Here is a 15,825-nt window from a genome sequence, read left to right on the forward strand (position 1 = left end):
TACTTTTAATAGGTAATGTTAACTCTCAAATAATTCAACAACGTCTATTAGAAGTAGAGGCAGCTGATGTTTCAAAATTTGAATCTGCAGTAGCTAAAAAAACTAAAATGTACAATAGTAAAAATGGTCAAACAAGATTTTCAACTTGGAAGATTTTAACTGGTCAAAATGCTAATCATTATATCAGAATGATGCATGCAAAATCGATGGGAGAATTCGATAATGTTGATACATCTGGTAATAATTTTTGGCGAAAAACAGTAGGTCCTCTTCACAAATCTGTTGGAAACCGAATAATGACTAGAAATAATGAATCCTCATATAATCCAGTTAATGCAAAAAGAAATAATCACAGAAGAATTATTTACTACAACTACAAAGATTCTGGAGATAAAGATTTTTGGATGTTTAGAAATAGATCAAAAAAAGTCTGGGAAGAAACTGCGTATAATCAAAGAGTGACAGTCATGGAATGTAACTCTGGCTGTAACGGTAATTGGGTAATGGTAAGATTCCATCACGAAAATTTTGCTGGGGAAACTGATGACTGGAATTCAAGACCTGATTTTATAAAAAAATATAATGAATTATTCGGTGAAGGCTCTTTAGAGCAAGATTCTGCAAGATTTAGAGCTTCATTAATGGATGATGGAATGAGAGTTCGTCACCATCAATATATGTCTGAATTAAGTTCTCCTTTGAATTAACTATTTATTTATAATGAATTTGAAAAAGGCCTCTTAAAGAGGCCTTTTTATTTATTGATTTTCTAGAAAATTTTCAGCTTGTTCAAGAAGATTAGATTTTTTTTCTGAATTCATTTTATCAAATGTGCTCACTAGCATTCTCATTCTTGGGTTTTTTACAAAAAACCCTCTATGTTTATCCATAAACCTCCAAAATAATCCATCCCAAATTATTTGCCATTCTCCTTTTTTGTAATCACTCATTTTAAATAAATAATTACTGCTTGATATATATGGCTTAGTAGACATTAATCCTCCATCACTGAATTGACTCATTCCGTAAACATTTGGAACCATAACCCAATCATAAGAGTCAATAAACATTTCCATGAACCATTTGTAAACTTCGTCTGGATCAAACTCACATAAAACCATAAAATTTCCTAAGACCATTAATCTCTCAATATGATGACAGTATCCAGTTTGATTAATTTTTTGAATAGTTAAATCAATAGGAATTATACCTGTGGTTCCTGAATAGAAGCTAGCCGGAATTTTTTTATTAAAGTTCCAAAAATTTCTTGTTCTCTCGTGACTTCCTTTTGATATATAAATCCCTCTTATAAATTCTCGCCAACCTATTATTTGCCTAATAAATCCTTCAATAGAATTTAATGGTATTGTATTTTTATCATAAAATGAAATTGCTTTATCAACAATTAATTTAGGAGAAAGAAGTCCGCTATTTATGAGTGGACTTAATAGACTATGATTTAGTAAAACCTCCTCCGAAACAATTGCATCCTCGTAAGATCCAAAATCTTCAAATCTGTTCTCTAAAAAATCTTGAAACCACTTTTCTGCATCAACATGATTATTTGGGTATTTAAAATCTTCATTTATCACGCCATAATTAGATGGAAAATAATTTTCTACATATTTAATTCCATCAGATAAAAACTTATTTTTTTTTGGAAATAAAATATCTGGAGGTCTAATATTCTTTGGATATTTCTTTCTATTTACCATGTCAAAAGACCACTTTCCTCCGTCAGGATTAAAGTTTTTATCAATTAAAATATTTAATTTTTTTCTTTGACTTATATAAAAAGTTGTGTGAAAGAATTTCTTTTTTTCAGGTTTAAAAAAACTATTTAAATCTTCCTGATCATTTATAAAAAGAAGTGAATCATGTTTTATTAATTTTATTTTATTTTCAATAGCAAATTTATTTATCCTTCGTTCCAGGAGGTAGTCAACCGAATCAATATATTCAATTTCTTTAAATCCTTTTTTAGACAACTCTATAATTAAATTTCTTATATCAGACAAATCATTATAGGAGTCAATATAATTGACTTTAACACCCATATTGCTTAAGTATTCATTATAATATTTCATTGAAGATCTATGAAATAAAATTTTTTGTTTGTGAAAATTATATTGTTTGAAGAAAAGAAATTCTTCAACTAAAAAAACTTCACTATTTTTTTTTAACAAAGGAGATTCTTTGAATAATTGGTTTGGAAATATTATACTACAAGTCAATTTCATATTGTTTATTTAACCACAATTTTTGAAAAGTGTTATTTGGATCATATCTATCTGCTTGAAATTTTGGATTGAATTTTCGATCTGGCATAGGATCATTTCCAATCCCTGAATTATAAATCCAATTTCCATAATTACTATGTACGTCATAATCAATCAACATAGATTCAAAATAGGAAGCCCCAACTCTCCAGTCTATTAAAAGATCTTTTGTTAAATAGGAGGCAACGTTTTGCCTTCCTCTATTACTCATCCATCCAGTTTTTTTTAATTCTATCATATTAGCATTAATGAAAGACTCTTTGGTGGTTCCATTTATCCAGCTATTTATTGTGTCTATGTCAATTTTCCAAACCTTTGATTTTGAGTAAATTCCTCCTAATCTAAAAATCTTATTACCATGCTTAATCGATATATACTTAAAATAGTCTCTCCAAATTAATTCAAAAATAAGCCAGTAGGTAGATTGATTTTTTAGGATTTCATCTTCAAACTTTTTTACTTCCCAATATATTTGTCTGGCTGATATTGATCCATTAGCTAACCAGCTTGATAATTTTGAACTATAGTCAGTTTTTAATAAGCCATTTCTGGTTTTTTTATAAAATCCTAGTTTTTTTGATTTCCAAAAATAAAAATTGATTCGATCAAGCCCTGATTTAGTGCCTCCTTGAAATGGAAATGCGCTGTTTATATCGACTTTAAATGGATCAAGATTCAAATCTTCCAACTTTGGTATAGGAAATGTTTCTTCAAGCAAATTCGATTTATCTAATTTAATTGGAACAGGACAGCATTCTCTGACCGTAATTCTTTTCTCAATTTTTTTTCTAAAACTTGAAAAAACTTCTGGTATGTTTATTGGTTCAATCATTATCTCATCTGGATGAAATAAAAATTGATCGTATTCAGAATTTAAATTAAATCCTTTAGGTAATTTTTCAATTAAATCTTTCTCTATTTTTTCTTCTTCAATAGTCCACTCTTTTTGGCAATAGATATCGTTAATCTCATGATTCTTAATAACGTTTATTAATCCTGATATTGAGGGAGAATTGTCAATTATTAAAGAAATATTAAGTTCAGCTAAAGAGTTTTTTAAGTCTTCTATTGTTTCAATCAAAAATTGAGCTCTAAACTTTTCTGTTTTTTTAAACCCCCACTTGTCTTTTTTATAATAATTAGTATCAAAATTATAATAAGCAATAATTTTTTTATGAGAAATTGATGCTTGATGTAAAGATTTATTATCAAGTACTCGTAAGTTGTTTCTAAACCAAATTATTGCTTTTTGCTCCTGCATTTTTTACTACAATAAATTATTTCATGCCAGTTTTTCTCCCATTTTTTTCTCCATTTAAAATTTAAATTACAAACAGGACATTTTTTTTCTGGAAAATTTATTTTTAAAATTCTTTTCAAAATTTTATCTGACATTTATTAAAAAGATTACAAATATATATCAAAATGTTTAAAAAAATTTTGTAAAATCTAATGTTTACTATACACTTAAGTATATTTATATTTAAATTTTATTTCATGAAAAAAATTTTAGTACTATTTCTTTTTATTTCTAACATATCATTTAGTCAAATGATAACTAATGAATCAAAAGTTGAAGTGATAGAAAAAGAAACATTTAAAGAGTTGATTGAAAAAAATATTCAAGTTATTGATGTGCGAACTGCTGAAGAATATAGAGATGGTTATATAAAAAATGCAATTAATATTGATTTTAAATCTTCAGAATTTATTCAAAACATCTCAAGGTTAGATAAAAATAAATCATATTTAATTTATTGTAAATCAGGAAACAGAAGTGGAAAAGCCTCTAAAGTAATGGATTCGTTAGGTTTTCATAAGATCTATGATTTGAAGGGTGGTTTCATGAATTGGTAAATCAAATTTGATTTTTTCAAATTTTCTTTTAAAATTAATTCCGTGCTTAATTTTAAAAATAAACCTCTTTAGCCATTTTGTAAGTGTTTAAATGGGCATCTACAATAACACTAATATCTTCGGAATAACCACCCCCCATACTACACTGGACAGGAATATTTTCTTTTTTACATAAAGAAAAAACAAATTTATCTCTATCCTTGCATCCCTCTAAAGTTAAAGATAGTCTGCCTAGTTTATCAGTTTTTATAACATCTACTCCTGATAAGTAAAATATGAAATTTGGTCTAACTTTTTTAATTAATAAAGGCAAAGTTTTTTTTAAGATAGTTAAGTATTCGATATCAGTTGTATTGTCTTTAAGTCCAATATCCAAGTCACTTTTCTCTTTTTTAAATGGAAAGTTTTTATCTCCGTGCATAGAAAAGGTAAATACTTGTTCGATTGATTTGAAAATTGAAGCAGTTCCATTTCCTTGATGTACATCTAAATCAACAATTAATATTTTATTTATAGCATGATTTTTCAATAAGTATTTAGCAGCTATCGCTTGATCATTTAGCAGGCAAAATCCCTCTCCTCTATCTGAAAATGAATGATGAGTACCTCCTGCAATATTCATTGATATTTTATAGGTTAAAGCTTTATCTGCACCCATAACAGTCCCCCCAGCAATCAAAAATTCTCTGTCAATCAACTCTTTTGAAAGTGGAAATCCAATCTTCCTAATTTCAGGTTTAGTTAATTTTAAACTTTTTAATTTTAATACATATTCTTTATCATGAACTTGAGTAACACAATTCAATTCAGGAGGATAAGGTGAGAAAAAATCAGTTTCTTTTGATATTCCTTGATTTATTAATTCGTTAGGTAAGAGTTTGTATTTTTCCATTGGAAATCTGTGTCCTTTAGGAAGATCGAGCTTGTATGATTCATGATAAGCTATTGGAATATATCTATTCATTTTTTAAAAATTAGTTACTACTAATTTTAATAAGCTATTTGAATTTATAGCTTCTAAGACCTCTTGTGAACTCTCCTTCTTGAATCTTTGATAATTTTATTGAACTGTTATATTCAGAAATTGGATCCTTAATTTTATTCCGATGTAGATCTTCATAAGTGCCAACATCAATATCTTTTCTTTTATCTAATATCTCAAAAAGATTTGAGGATTTTAATTTAATTTTCCAACTACTTTCAATTATTCCTTCAAAAATTTTAGCTTTAGATCCACTCCCATAACTAATAAAACCAATTTTATTATTGGTTAATTCTATTTTTTTGGTAATTGCATTGTTTAGCATGCTTAGAAGTGACATGAAAATAGATGCGGTATACATATTTCCTATTTCGGAAGATGCAATCTCTCCTGGAGCTATCTTTTTAACAACAAAATCATTATATAATTCTGATTTACTTGCTAATTTAATCCATGCTTTTTCATCACCCTTTTTAACTTTTCCAATTTCATTAGTAAGTTGATCTAATTTATTGTTGTCATCAAGCCATAATGTCCATTTTTTAACTAACATTCTTCTGCCGTGAAAAGCATAAGGAAGATGAAATATTAAATGATTCCAATCTTCAAAAATATTTATGTTTTTTTGACTAATAAAATGATCTAGTGCTTCAAAAATTCTTTCCTCATAACATTCATTTGAAAATTGACCTTCAAATATTGGTTCTTCTTTATAAATTTCAAAATTAGCATTTGAAGAGGACCAAAATTCAGAATTATTTTTATTTAAAATTTTTGACGCTTCATCATTTGAAATTTCTTTTCCAAGTAATTTTGCTGTCTCTTTTAAAATCTCCTCTTTATCATAAACCCTTCTGGGCTTGAAAAAATCACCAACACTTTTTGTAGCAACTCCCCATTTATTTGTAATAGATATAATGCTTGGATTTTCTTTGATTAGTAATGCTACTGCTCCAGCACCTTGAGTATATTCTCCGGTTGATTCTAATTCATACTTTGCTAAATCAGAAGCAATAACTACTGCTTTTCTTTCAACTCCATTTACAACCCAATCATTGCAATTTTGAAGAGCGTCAACCGCTCCAACACAAGCAAAAGTTAGGTCAACAACATCACAGTTTTTAAAACACCTGAAACCAAATTTATTATTTAAAATTTCTTCTAAAACTTGTATTACATATGTTGAAATTGGTTTTGATCCGTCCAAGGCACTTTCAGTTCCTATATATATACGTCCAATTTCTCTAGGATCAAGATTATTTGAAGTAATTAAATTTAATAAAGCATTAGCAGCAAATGAAGCAGTGTCCTCATCACAGTCAGGAATAGACATTTTATTTAAACCAAGGCCTTTATTGAGTTTTTCAAATGAAATATTTCTTTTAATGGCTAATTTTTCCATATCCACAAAAAGTTTTGGAACATAAAAAGATATAGCATCAATGCCCGTTTTTTTCATTTTTATAATTTATGATATCTGTATCGAAAATCGTCTCGCAAACTTAGAAATAAAAACAACTTAATGCAAAACTTTATTACAATTACATTTATTGAATTCATAATTTAAGTGATTTTAATTAAAAATATTTTTTATATTAAGTTTTAAATTTTATTATGATGAAAAAACAAATAATTCTTTTGCTGTTTGTTCCAATTTTTTCGTTTGGGCAAATGAAAAATGAATTGGATGAAATTTCAGAAAAATATACACTGAAAAGTTTCAATTTATTAAAAGACATACTAAGTATTCCTAATGATGCTTTTTATCCTGAATGGATAGAGAAAAATATATCATGGACCGAAAAGGCCTTTTCCAAAAGAGGTTTTATAACTACTCGAATTAAAACAAAAGGAGCTCCTTTATTATTAGCTAGTCAAAACTTCAATAGCAGTGGTCAAACAGTATTAATTTATTTGCAAATGGATGGTCAGCCAGTAGATCCAAATAGATGGAATCAAAAAGATCCATATTTGCCAGTTTTAAAAAAACAAAATATTAATGGTGATTGGGAGTCAATTTCTTGGAACAAGATCAACAACTATGATTCTGATTGGAGGGTTTTTGCAAGATCTGCAAGTGATGCTAAAGGGCCTGTCGCAATGTTTCTAACTGCAATGGATGCAGTTAATGACTTAAAAAAATTACCAAATTATAATATTAAAGTTATTTTAGATTTTGAAGAAGAAATGGGGTCTCCAAACTTACCAGAAGCTGTTAAAAATAATACTGATTTATTAAAAGCAGATCAATTAATAATTTTTGATGGTCCCTTACATCGTTTAAATAAGCCAACACTTGAATTTGGAGCTAGAGGAATTGCCACTATGCAATTAACTACTTATGGCCCTATTGTTCCCCAGCACAGTGGTCACTTTGGAAATTATGTTCCAAATCCTGCATTTAAACTTTCTAGAATTTTAGCTTCAATGAAAAGTGAAAATGGAAAAGTTATAATTCCTGGTTTTTACAATGGGATAGTTTTAACTGACGAAATAAAATCTATACTGAATGATACACCTCATAACGAAGAAGAATTAAAAAATATTTTACAGTTTTCTGAAACAGATAAAGTAGCAGATAATTATCAAGAATCAATTCAGTATCCTTCGTTAAATATTAGAGGAATGCAATCCGGATGGATAAACGAAAAGGTCAGAACCATTATACCCGCATGGGCAAGAGCAGAGATTGATATTCGCTTAGTTAAAGAGTCCTCTCCTGAAAACTTAATTAAATTAATTAAATCTCACATTGAGAATCAAGGATATCTAATTTTAGATAGGGAGCCAACAAAAAAAGAGCGTATTAAACATCCAAATATTGCAACAATAAAAACAAAAATTTTATATCAATCTTTTAGAACAGACATGCAATCTAAAATTGGCAGGTGGCTTCAAAAAGCTCTGGTTAGAGCATTTGATCAAGATCCAATTATAATTAGAATGAGTGGTGGTTCAATTCCAATTTCACCTTTTGTTAATTCCCTGGGAATTCCTGCTGTTTGTGTTCCAACAGTTAATATAGATAATAATCAACATAGTCCAAATGAAAATTTAAGATTAGGGAATTATCGAGATGGAATAAAGACAATTTTAACAATTTTAACAGAACCTCTAGACTAAGTTAATATGATTTTAGTAAACCTCCATCTATTGGAATTGCAGTTCCATTAATATAAGCAGCTTTATTTGAAGCTAAAAAAGACACTAAATACCCATATTCTTCAGGTATTCCAAGACGATTAACTGGAACCATTTCCTTCATAGCTAAAAGAACTTGAGATTCTGAAATATTTAAACTTTTTGCTTTAGCTGCGTTTAATTGTGCTATTCTTTCAGTATCAAAATATCCTGTCAAAATACTATTAACCGTTATTCCATATTGAGCAACATCAAAAGAAAGACTTTTACCCCATGTAACAACTGCTGCTCTAATAGTATTAGATAAGACTAAATAATTTAAAGGTTCACGAACTGAAATTGAAGCAATATTAATTATTCTTCCCCATCCCTGTCTTTTCATATGTGACATAGCTAATGTGGTTGCGTAAACAATATTTTTAAATAACAAGTCAAAGGAGATTTGATAATCTTGAATTGATTTGGATAGTGAATTTCCTGATGGAGGTCCTTGAGTATTATTTACAAGTATATCAATTTTATTTTCCTTAAAAAAAACGTCAAGTTTAACTTTGAAGCTATTAAAGTCTGAAAAGTCTACTTGTAAAAAATGATGAACTTGTCCTTTATCTGATGGAAGATTTTTGATAATTTCTTTCATTTTAGATTTATTTCTTGCCATTAAACAAACAGATGCTCCTGAGCTAGCTAGTTGTTTAGCTATTGCTAGACCAATTCCCTTTGAACTACCTCCTATTAAAGCTTGTTTTCCTTTTAATGATATCTCCATTTAACGGTATTCTTCTCTTACTGGACTAAAGACATCCATTAATTTACAGCTAGTTATCGCTTTTCCTGAGTGCGGAACATTTGAATGAATAACAACAACAGACCCGGGTCCATATAATGATGTTTTACCATTTAATGTAAATTCAAATTTACCTTCTAACACATGCATGATTTGCTCATGAAAATGATTATGTTTTGGAACTTCAGCACCTTTATCTACATCCCAAAATGCCCAACTAATTGAATTACCATGAATAATTTTACCGTGCAAGCCCGGTATAATTTCTTTTGAGTTAATTTCATTTAAATACATTATAGTCTTATTAATTATTAAATCTTAAAACCACTCCTGCTTTTTTATTTGTGAAATTTTTATCGTCAATAGCTAATTTACCGTTGACTATAACATAATGAATTCCCTCGGAGTATTGATGAGGTTTTTCGAAAGTTGCTTTATCGATAATTGTGTTAGAATTAAAAATAGTGATATCAGCTTTCATTCCTTCTTTAATCATTCCTCGATTTTTTAGGCCAATGGTTTGGGCTGGAAGTAATGTCATCTTATAAATTGCTTCTGATAACGAAAGAATATTTTTTTCTCTTACATAATGACCAAGAACTCTCGGGAAAGTTCCATACCATCTAGGATGAGGGTGTCCATCTCCAGGACTAACAAGTCTTCCGTCAGAGGCAATCATTGTTTTAGGATGTTTCATTATATTTTCAACATCTTTTTTATCCATTGCAAAAAAGACACACGAAGCCCCTCCTTTTAATTGAGCCTCTATTACTAACTCTGCTCCATTTTCAACTGATGGATTTAAACCTCTAGTTTTAGCCCAATATTTTAAAGTTTTTCCTTCAAGCTCAGGCATCCATCTAACTTTTGCAAATTGAACTCTATTAAGGTCATTTCCGCCTCTATCATTTAAAATATTGAAAATTATTCCTTTTTTAATACTATCTCTAAGTGATGGATTTTCTATTCGTTTGGCGAATTGTTTATTACCACCAGCTCTTGCCCATCCAGGAATTAAAACAGATATCCCGGTATAACTAGCCTCGTAAGGATATTGATCCATTAATATATCTAAACCTGCTACCCTTGCAGAATCAACTAAAGCAAGAGTTTGAGAGCTTTTACCCCACATAGGTTTACCGATAACTTTGTGATGGGTTAAAATAACAGGAATTTCCGCATACTTAGAAATATCGATGGCCTCTTTTACAGATGCTATAACTCCTAGACCTTCATCTCTTAGATGAGAGGTGTAAATTCCACCTTTTTTAGATGCTTCTTTAGACAAACTAATAATTTCATCAATTTCTGAAAAATTTCCTGGTAAGTATTTTAGACCTGTTGAAATTCCAAATGCACCTTCATCCATAGCTAAAGAGATTTGTGATTTCATAATGCCCATTTCATCTTTTGTTGGAGCTCTATTTTCTAGAGACATTACATTTTTTCTAACAGTATTATGTCCAATCAAATAACCAACATTCATTCCTACGCCTATTTGATCTAAAGTGTCTAAAAATTTTCCAAATGGCCAGGGACTGGATCCATCAGGTCCTCCAAGACTCGTTGTAACTCCTTGCCTCAAGTGACTTTCACAATTTGATAACTTTAAAATAGGATCTAAATGTGCATGAACATCAATAAATCCCGGAGAAACTACTAGTCCTTTGGCATTGATTATTTGTTTGGCATTAGAACCATCTAAGCTCCCTATTTTAATAATATCAGAATCAATTATACCAATATCTGTAATAATTGATTTAGACCCAGAACCATCATATACCTCTCCTTGAGAGATGATAATATCATAATTAATATTTGAATCACAACTGAAAATAAATAAGGCAAGAGTTGATAAACTGAATGTAATTGTAGATTTAATCATATTTAAAAATACAAAACTTATTTTAAGGTTTAATAAAATAAGTTCTAAATCAATAATACAATAGTAAAAGGTGAATTATTACTTTATTATGTATTAAAATATGGCTTTTTAGTTTTTATAGATATTACAAAGTGTTGATTATAATTACTACCTTCATACCCGTAATATAATTAATTATACATGTTTAAAAAATCAGATTATTTGTTATTAGGAGCTGCTTTTTTTAGTTTCTGCTTCTCCGTAGGGTTATGGTTTACTGGACTCAAAGATGAGGGTATGTACGTAGGTATTTGGGTTCCATCAATTCTTGCTGCTGGAGGATACTTCAAACAAGTTTTAAATCAAAAATAGACATGGGAGTTGCTGTCATTTTTTTTATAGGGTTTTTAGTTTTTGGGGGGGTTATTTCTTCTTTTATAATGGGGTTTTCCGAAAATAAACCAAGAAGAGATTATACTGAAAAAACAGATTCAGTAGACTATGATGGTGGTGGAAATTGGGGGAGAATTCCTCCCAGTAAAGAAAAAAAATAAATCAAAATTTTAATTAATTAAATCTAATATATGAGTACTTCATCTATTAATGAAATACCTGAAGAATTTCGAATAAGCCCCATTAATTGTGACAGTTACCTTGTAAATGGACAACTAAAAAAGTGGAAAGGAAACACTACAGAAGTCTTTTCTTCAATTCGAACTCCAAATAAAGAAGGAGCTCTTAAACCGACTTTACTTGGTTCAATACCGGATATGGAAACAAAAAGTGCTCTTGAAGCATTAAAAGCTGCGGAAAATGCATACGGAAAAGGTAAAGGCTTATGGCCAACAATGAAGGTGTCCGAAAGATTAAAATGCATGGAGGTTTTTGTAAAGAAAATGAAAGAGCATCGGGATATTGTAGTAAAACTTTTGATGTGGGAGATATGTAAAAATAAGAGTGATTCTTACAAAGAATTTGATAGGACTATTGATTATATTAATGATACTATTGAGGCTTACAAAAACTTAGACCGTAAAAGTGCACGTTTTGACAAAGAGGGAGGGATTTACGCACATATTAGAAGGGGTCCACTAGGAGTTATTCTCTGTTTAGGACCCTATAATTATCCTCTTAATGAAACTTTTTGCTTATTAATTCCAGCAATTATAATGGGGAATACTGCAATATTTAAGCCTGCTAAACATGGGGTTCTCTTGATTTATCCACTTTTACAGGCATTTCAAGAAAGTTTTCCTCCTGGTGTTGTTAATATTCTATTTGGAAGAGGAAGAAAAATTGCTTCTCCAATAATGAAAACTGGGGCTATTGATGTTCTTGCTTTAATTGGTCACAGTAATTCAGCAGTAGCTCTTCAAGACGAACATCCTAAAAAAAATAAATTAAGACTGGTTTTAGGTCTTGAAGCAAAAAATCCAGGAATTATTCTTCCTGATGCTGATCTTGAGCATACTGTTAAGGAGTGTATTTCTGGAACACTTTCATATAACGGTCAAAGATGTACAGCGTTGAAAGTTCTATATGTGCATGAATCAATTATTGATGAATTTAATAGAAAGTTTTCTGAAGAAGTTGATAAACTTAAATTTGGCATGCCATGGGAAAAAGATGCTTTTTTAACTCCACTTCCTGAACCAAATAAACCTAAATATATAAAAGATTTAATTGATGATGCTGTTAAATATGGGGCAAAAATAATAAATAAAAAAGGTGGTGAATTAAGTGAAAACTATTCATTTCCTGCTGTATTATATCCAGTTAATGATAAAATGAAAGTATATCATGAGGAGCAATTTGGACCAGTAATACCAATTATTTCTTATAAAGATATTGATGAACCTTTAGATGCTATGGCTGATACTGACTACGGTCAACAGGTAAGTCTTTTTGGTCGTGATGTTAGAAAAATAGGTCCATTAATTGATACTTTAGCAAATCTAGTTTGTCGGGTAAATCTCAATTCTGCATGCCAAAGAGGACCTGATGTTTATCCATTTACAGGAAGAAAGAATTCTGCAGTAAGCACATTAAGTGTTTATGATGCCCTTCGTTCTTTTTCAATAAGAACATTTGTAGCGTCAAAAGACACCCCTTACAATAACGAAATTCTTGAAAATTTATTGAATTCTAATGAGTCCAATTTTGTAACAACAGAATACTTATTATAGATAATATTCCTGTTTTTAAGATTTTAAAAAAATTTAAATCCTTTTAAGATATCTTATTAGGACTTATATTTGCACAAAAAATTAGAATGAAAAAGATATATTTATTAAGTTTTATTTTATTAATCGGATGTTCAAACACTGCGAAAAATAAAACAGATTCAAAAAGTCAGACCAAAGTTCCCAAAGAAATATTAATTGAGTTGTCCTCTAGTGATAATATGCTTTTTGACAAAAAATTCATTTATGTAAATTCTAGACAGAAAATTACATTGACCCTAAACCATATTGGTGAATTTGATAAAAAAATAATGGGACATAACTTTGTTTTACTTAAAAAGGGAGTTGATGTTACTGAATATGCTACTAGAGCTATGAAAGCTCGTGATAATGAATATATTGCTGAAGGAGATGATGTAATTGCTCACACAAAACTTATAGGGGGAGGTGAAAGTGATACAATCATTTTTGATGCTCCTGAAAAAGGGTCATATATCTATATCTGTTCTTTTCCTGGACATTATGGGGTAATGAGAGGTATTTTAATAGTTAAATGATCAGTTTTTAAAGAATTTTTATTTATGAGTTTTAAAGAAGGTGATCAGGTTCAAATAATTATCGGAAGACAAACTAATCTTGGCTTTATTGTTGAGATAAACAATTCAGAAGAAGGATTGTTATACAACAATGAGATTTATATTCCAATTGAAACTGGAATGGAAACTATTGGATATATTAAGAAAATTCGTGAGGATGGAAAGCTAGATATTTCACTTAACAAGCAAGGTTTTCTTAATGTCATAGAAAGAAATTGTTCAGAAGTTTTAAATAAACTTGAACAAAAAAATACTATTTTTTTAAATGATAAAAGTAGTCCTGATGATATCACTGCTCAACTAAATATGAGTAAAAAAGCTTTTAAAAAAGCAATCGGAGTTTTATACAAAAAAAAGAAAATTATTATAAATTCTGACTCTATTAGTTTGACTAAAAACAACTAATTATAATTTTTAATTATGGAGTCATTTGTAGAGTGGGGGTATCTAGGTCTTTTTATTGCTAGTTTTCTTGCAGCAACTGTTATCCCTCTTAGTTCTGAAATTGTTTTAAGTATTTTGATTGCTAATAATTATGATTTAACACTTAGTTTATTTGTCGCTTCGTTGGGAAGCTGGATGGGGGGGTTGAGTAGTTACGGTTTAGGAAGATTAGGTAAATGGAATATAATTGAAAAATATTTTAAAGTAAAAAAAGAAAAAATAACCAATTGGAAAAACTATATAGATAATTGGGGAAGTACTCTAGCTTTTCTTTGCTGGCTTCCTATAATTGGAGATCCAATTGCTGTAGGATTAGGGTTCTTTCGAACTCATTTCTATTTAGTAAGTCTTTGGATGTTTGTTGGTAAAGCACTTAGATATATCGTTTGGGCATTAATAACCTATTGGGGTCTTTCGTTATTTTGAAAGTATATTTTGTAAATTGTTGATTAATGAAAAAAGAATTTCTTCCACTTATATTTTATATAATCTTCTCATGTGGTACCAAAAATGAGTCGATAAATAATATTTTACCTGGAAATGATCCTAATTTCAAAATTATAAGCCATAATGATATTGGTTTCGAATCTACAAATAGAAAAGTTGATGTTTTTGGACTTTACATATACGCTTATCCTGAAGTAGATGATTTAAAATTACTACATACTGCCAATATTATGGCTCAGTATCTTGATAATGATGAGGATGGAAATGTTGATAATCCATTTTTAATTTCAACTTTAAAATCTAATAAGGCATCTTTATTTATATGGAAATATGAATCTCAAATAAGTATAAACGCTCAAGACCTAGGTGATGACGAAACATTACCATCATGGCATAATAATAATCAAAACGAAAGATTTGATGCTTCATTGGAAGAGGTATGGCATGTTATTACTCATTCTGGATATGCAAATGCTTATCCAAATGTTTTTGGGGAAAATGACAAAAGTTTATTAGCAAAAGCTATGGATGTATCTAGAGGAGGAAACTTTAAATCAATACCTAGTTCATATCCTTCAGGTGCATGGTATACTTATGATGATGAAACTTGTGAATATGAATGTATGATAACTGAATATATTTATTGGGGAATGACTTCTATTTTAGGAGCACAAAAAAATAGATCAAGTGAAATATCTCAAGAATGGGATTTATACACTAAAGAATTAGTTAAAAGTAAAGACACGCTATTATTTTCGTTGTTAACAAATCCCAAATATAAATTCCCCAATATCCTTCCAGATGGCAGTTACCTAAGGTGATTTTATTTTAAATAATTGTTTTGATTTTTCTATACTGAGTCTCTAAGTGGAATAAACTTATGTTCAGATAACTTAGAGACTTTTTTTACAAGGTTTTATTGACAAAGTCAGTTCCTTCATTTAGAGCGTCTTTTATTGCTTCTTTGTAAACCTTAATCCACTCTTTTGAGGCATAGTCTTTACTTGCTTCATTATAAACTTTCATGGATTTTTCTATAGCCTCATACTCTATATCAACATGCTTATTGATCAATTCGATGAGATCCTTGATAAACTCTTGTTTTCTCGTATTATAATATTCTGTACTACTCATAAAATAAATATACGAAAAGGGATTTTGAATATGAACATCTTAATTAAGATATAATGAATCAACTATTTAAGTGGTTTTTTAAGACTAAAAAAACATATATTTAAGATTCCT

The 15,825-nt window shown here is 29.3% G+C and carries 19 protein-coding genes; 10 read left to right on the forward strand and 9 right to left on the reverse strand.

Annotation, left to right across the window (positions count from 1 at the left end; all coding sequences use genetic code 11):
- Positions 1 to 707: hypothetical protein (locus tag AC34EU_RS04325; RefSeq protein WP_487533861.1), on the forward strand; the 707-nt coding region annotated here is incomplete at its 5' end.
- 51 nt (positions 708 to 758) lie between these two features.
- Here the strand turns inward: AC34EU_RS04325 and AC34EU_RS04330 are convergent.
- From AC34EU_RS04330 to AC34EU_RS04340, 3 genes are read right to left on the reverse strand one after another with little or no spacing between them, the layout of a single operon-like run.
- The gene (locus AC34EU_RS04330) at positions 759 to 2,240 is read right to left on the reverse strand and encodes a cryptochrome/photolyase family protein (RefSeq protein WP_487533862.1); all 1,482 of its coding nucleotides are present in this window, start codon (positions 2,238 to 2,240) and stop codon (positions 759 to 761) included.
- Complete coding sequence (locus tag AC34EU_RS04335) at positions 2,224 to 3,540, reverse strand: DASH family cryptochrome (RefSeq protein ID WP_487533863.1); 1,317 nt, start codon at positions 3,538 to 3,540, stop codon at positions 2,224 to 2,226. The genes AC34EU_RS04330 and AC34EU_RS04335 overlap by 17 nt, the downstream gene beginning before the upstream one ends.
- Positions 3,519 to 3,674, reverse strand: coding sequence for a DUF2256 domain-containing protein (locus tag AC34EU_RS04340; RefSeq protein ID WP_487533864.1), 156 nt, complete (start codon positions 3,672 to 3,674; stop codon positions 3,519 to 3,521). The genes AC34EU_RS04335 and AC34EU_RS04340 overlap by 22 nt, the downstream gene beginning before the upstream one ends.
- A gap of 102 nt (positions 3,675 to 3,776) precedes the next feature.
- On the opposite strand from AC34EU_RS04340, the gene AC34EU_RS04345 reads away from it, so the two are divergent.
- On the forward strand, positions 3,777 to 4,136 hold the full coding sequence (locus AC34EU_RS04345) for a rhodanese-like domain-containing protein (RefSeq protein ID WP_487533865.1): 360 nt from the start codon (positions 3,777 to 3,779) through the stop codon (positions 4,134 to 4,136).
- A 52-nt stretch (positions 4,137 to 4,188) separates the two neighbouring features.
- Here AC34EU_RS04345 and AC34EU_RS04350 read toward each other — a convergent pair whose 3' ends face one another.
- Complete coding sequence (locus AC34EU_RS04350) at positions 4,189 to 5,100, reverse strand: histone deacetylase family protein (protein WP_487533866.1); 912 nt, start codon at positions 5,098 to 5,100, stop codon at positions 4,189 to 4,191.
- 34 nt (positions 5,101 to 5,134) lie between these two features.
- Entirely contained in the window at positions 5,135 to 6,577 is a 1,443-nt protein-coding gene (locus AC34EU_RS04355; RefSeq protein WP_487533867.1) for a hydroxymethylglutaryl-CoA synthase family protein, read from the reverse strand.
- Positions 6,578 to 6,735: 158 nt separating this feature from the next.
- Here AC34EU_RS04355 and AC34EU_RS04360 point away from each other — a divergent pair, with 158 nt between their 5' ends.
- Positions 6,736 to 8,241, forward strand: a complete 1,506-nt coding sequence (locus tag AC34EU_RS04360; RefSeq protein WP_487533868.1) for a M20/M25/M40 family metallo-hydrolase — start codon at positions 6,736 to 6,738, stop codon at positions 8,239 to 8,241.
- A 1-nt stretch (position 8,242) separates the two neighbouring features.
- Here AC34EU_RS04360 and AC34EU_RS04365 read toward each other — a convergent pair whose 3' ends face one another.
- Genes AC34EU_RS04365 through AC34EU_RS04375 form a run of 3 tightly spaced genes read right to left on the reverse strand, consistent with a single transcriptional unit; the run spans position 8,243 to position 10,931 of the window.
- Positions 8,243 to 9,028 carry an SDR family oxidoreductase gene (locus tag AC34EU_RS04365; protein WP_487533869.1) on the reverse strand — a complete coding sequence of 262 codons (786 nt, stop codon included), beginning with the start codon at positions 9,026 to 9,028 and terminating at the stop codon, positions 8,243 to 8,245.
- Positions 9,029 to 9,340, reverse strand: a complete 312-nt coding sequence (locus tag AC34EU_RS04370; protein WP_487533870.1) for a cupin domain-containing protein — start codon at positions 9,338 to 9,340, stop codon at positions 9,029 to 9,031.
- Positions 9,341 to 9,350: 10 nt separating this feature from the next.
- The gene (locus AC34EU_RS04375) at positions 9,351 to 10,931 is read right to left on the reverse strand and encodes an N-acyl-D-amino-acid deacylase family protein (RefSeq protein ID WP_489666732.1); all 1,581 of its coding nucleotides are present in this window, start codon (positions 10,929 to 10,931) and stop codon (positions 9,351 to 9,353) included.
- 180 nt (positions 10,932 to 11,111) lie between these two features.
- Here AC34EU_RS04375 and AC34EU_RS04380 point away from each other — a divergent pair, with 180 nt between their 5' ends.
- The 7 genes from AC34EU_RS04380 (at position 11,112) to AC34EU_RS04410 (ending at position 15,401) form a co-directional block, all read left to right on the forward strand.
- The gene (locus tag AC34EU_RS04380) at positions 11,112 to 11,282 is read left to right on the forward strand and encodes a hypothetical protein (RefSeq protein WP_487533872.1); all 171 of its coding nucleotides are present in this window, start codon (positions 11,112 to 11,114) and stop codon (positions 11,280 to 11,282) included.
- A 2-nt stretch (positions 11,283 to 11,284) separates the two neighbouring features.
- Positions 11,285 to 11,464 carry a hypothetical protein gene (locus AC34EU_RS04385; protein ID WP_487533873.1) on the forward strand — a complete coding sequence of 60 codons (180 nt, stop codon included), beginning with the start codon at positions 11,285 to 11,287 and terminating at the stop codon, positions 11,462 to 11,464.
- A gap of 30 nt (positions 11,465 to 11,494) precedes the next feature.
- Complete coding sequence (locus AC34EU_RS04390; protein WP_487533874.1) at positions 11,495 to 13,096, forward strand: NADP-dependent glyceraldehyde-3-phosphate dehydrogenase; 1,602 nt, start codon at positions 11,495 to 11,497, stop codon at positions 13,094 to 13,096.
- An 86-nt stretch (positions 13,097 to 13,182) separates the two neighbouring features.
- Positions 13,183 to 13,650 carry a plastocyanin/azurin family copper-binding protein gene (locus AC34EU_RS04395; RefSeq protein WP_487533875.1) on the forward strand — a complete coding sequence of 156 codons (468 nt, stop codon included), beginning with the start codon at positions 13,183 to 13,185 and terminating at the stop codon, positions 13,648 to 13,650.
- Positions 13,651 to 13,674: 24 nt separating this feature from the next.
- Positions 13,675 to 14,094 (forward strand): S1 RNA-binding domain-containing protein, encoded by a 420-nt coding sequence (locus AC34EU_RS04400; RefSeq protein ID WP_487533876.1) that lies wholly within the window; start codon positions 13,675 to 13,677, stop codon positions 14,092 to 14,094.
- A 15-nt stretch (positions 14,095 to 14,109) separates the two neighbouring features.
- Positions 14,110 to 14,559, forward strand: coding sequence for a YqaA family protein (locus tag AC34EU_RS04405; RefSeq protein ID WP_487533877.1), 450 nt, complete (start codon positions 14,110 to 14,112; stop codon positions 14,557 to 14,559).
- 26 nt (positions 14,560 to 14,585) lie between these two features.
- Positions 14,586 to 15,401, forward strand: coding sequence for a hypothetical protein (locus tag AC34EU_RS04410; RefSeq protein ID WP_487533878.1), 816 nt, complete (start codon positions 14,586 to 14,588; stop codon positions 15,399 to 15,401).
- Between the two features lie 85 nt (positions 15,402 to 15,486).
- Here the strand turns inward: AC34EU_RS04410 and AC34EU_RS04415 are convergent, their stop codons facing one another.
- A complete protein-coding gene (locus AC34EU_RS04415) occupies positions 15,487 to 15,714 on the reverse strand; it encodes a hypothetical protein (RefSeq protein ID WP_487533879.1) in 228 nt (75 codons plus the stop codon).
- Positions 15,715 to 15,825 lie beyond the last annotated feature (111 nt).

It is taken from the genome of Candidatus Marivariicella framensis (genome assembly GCF_982709265.1).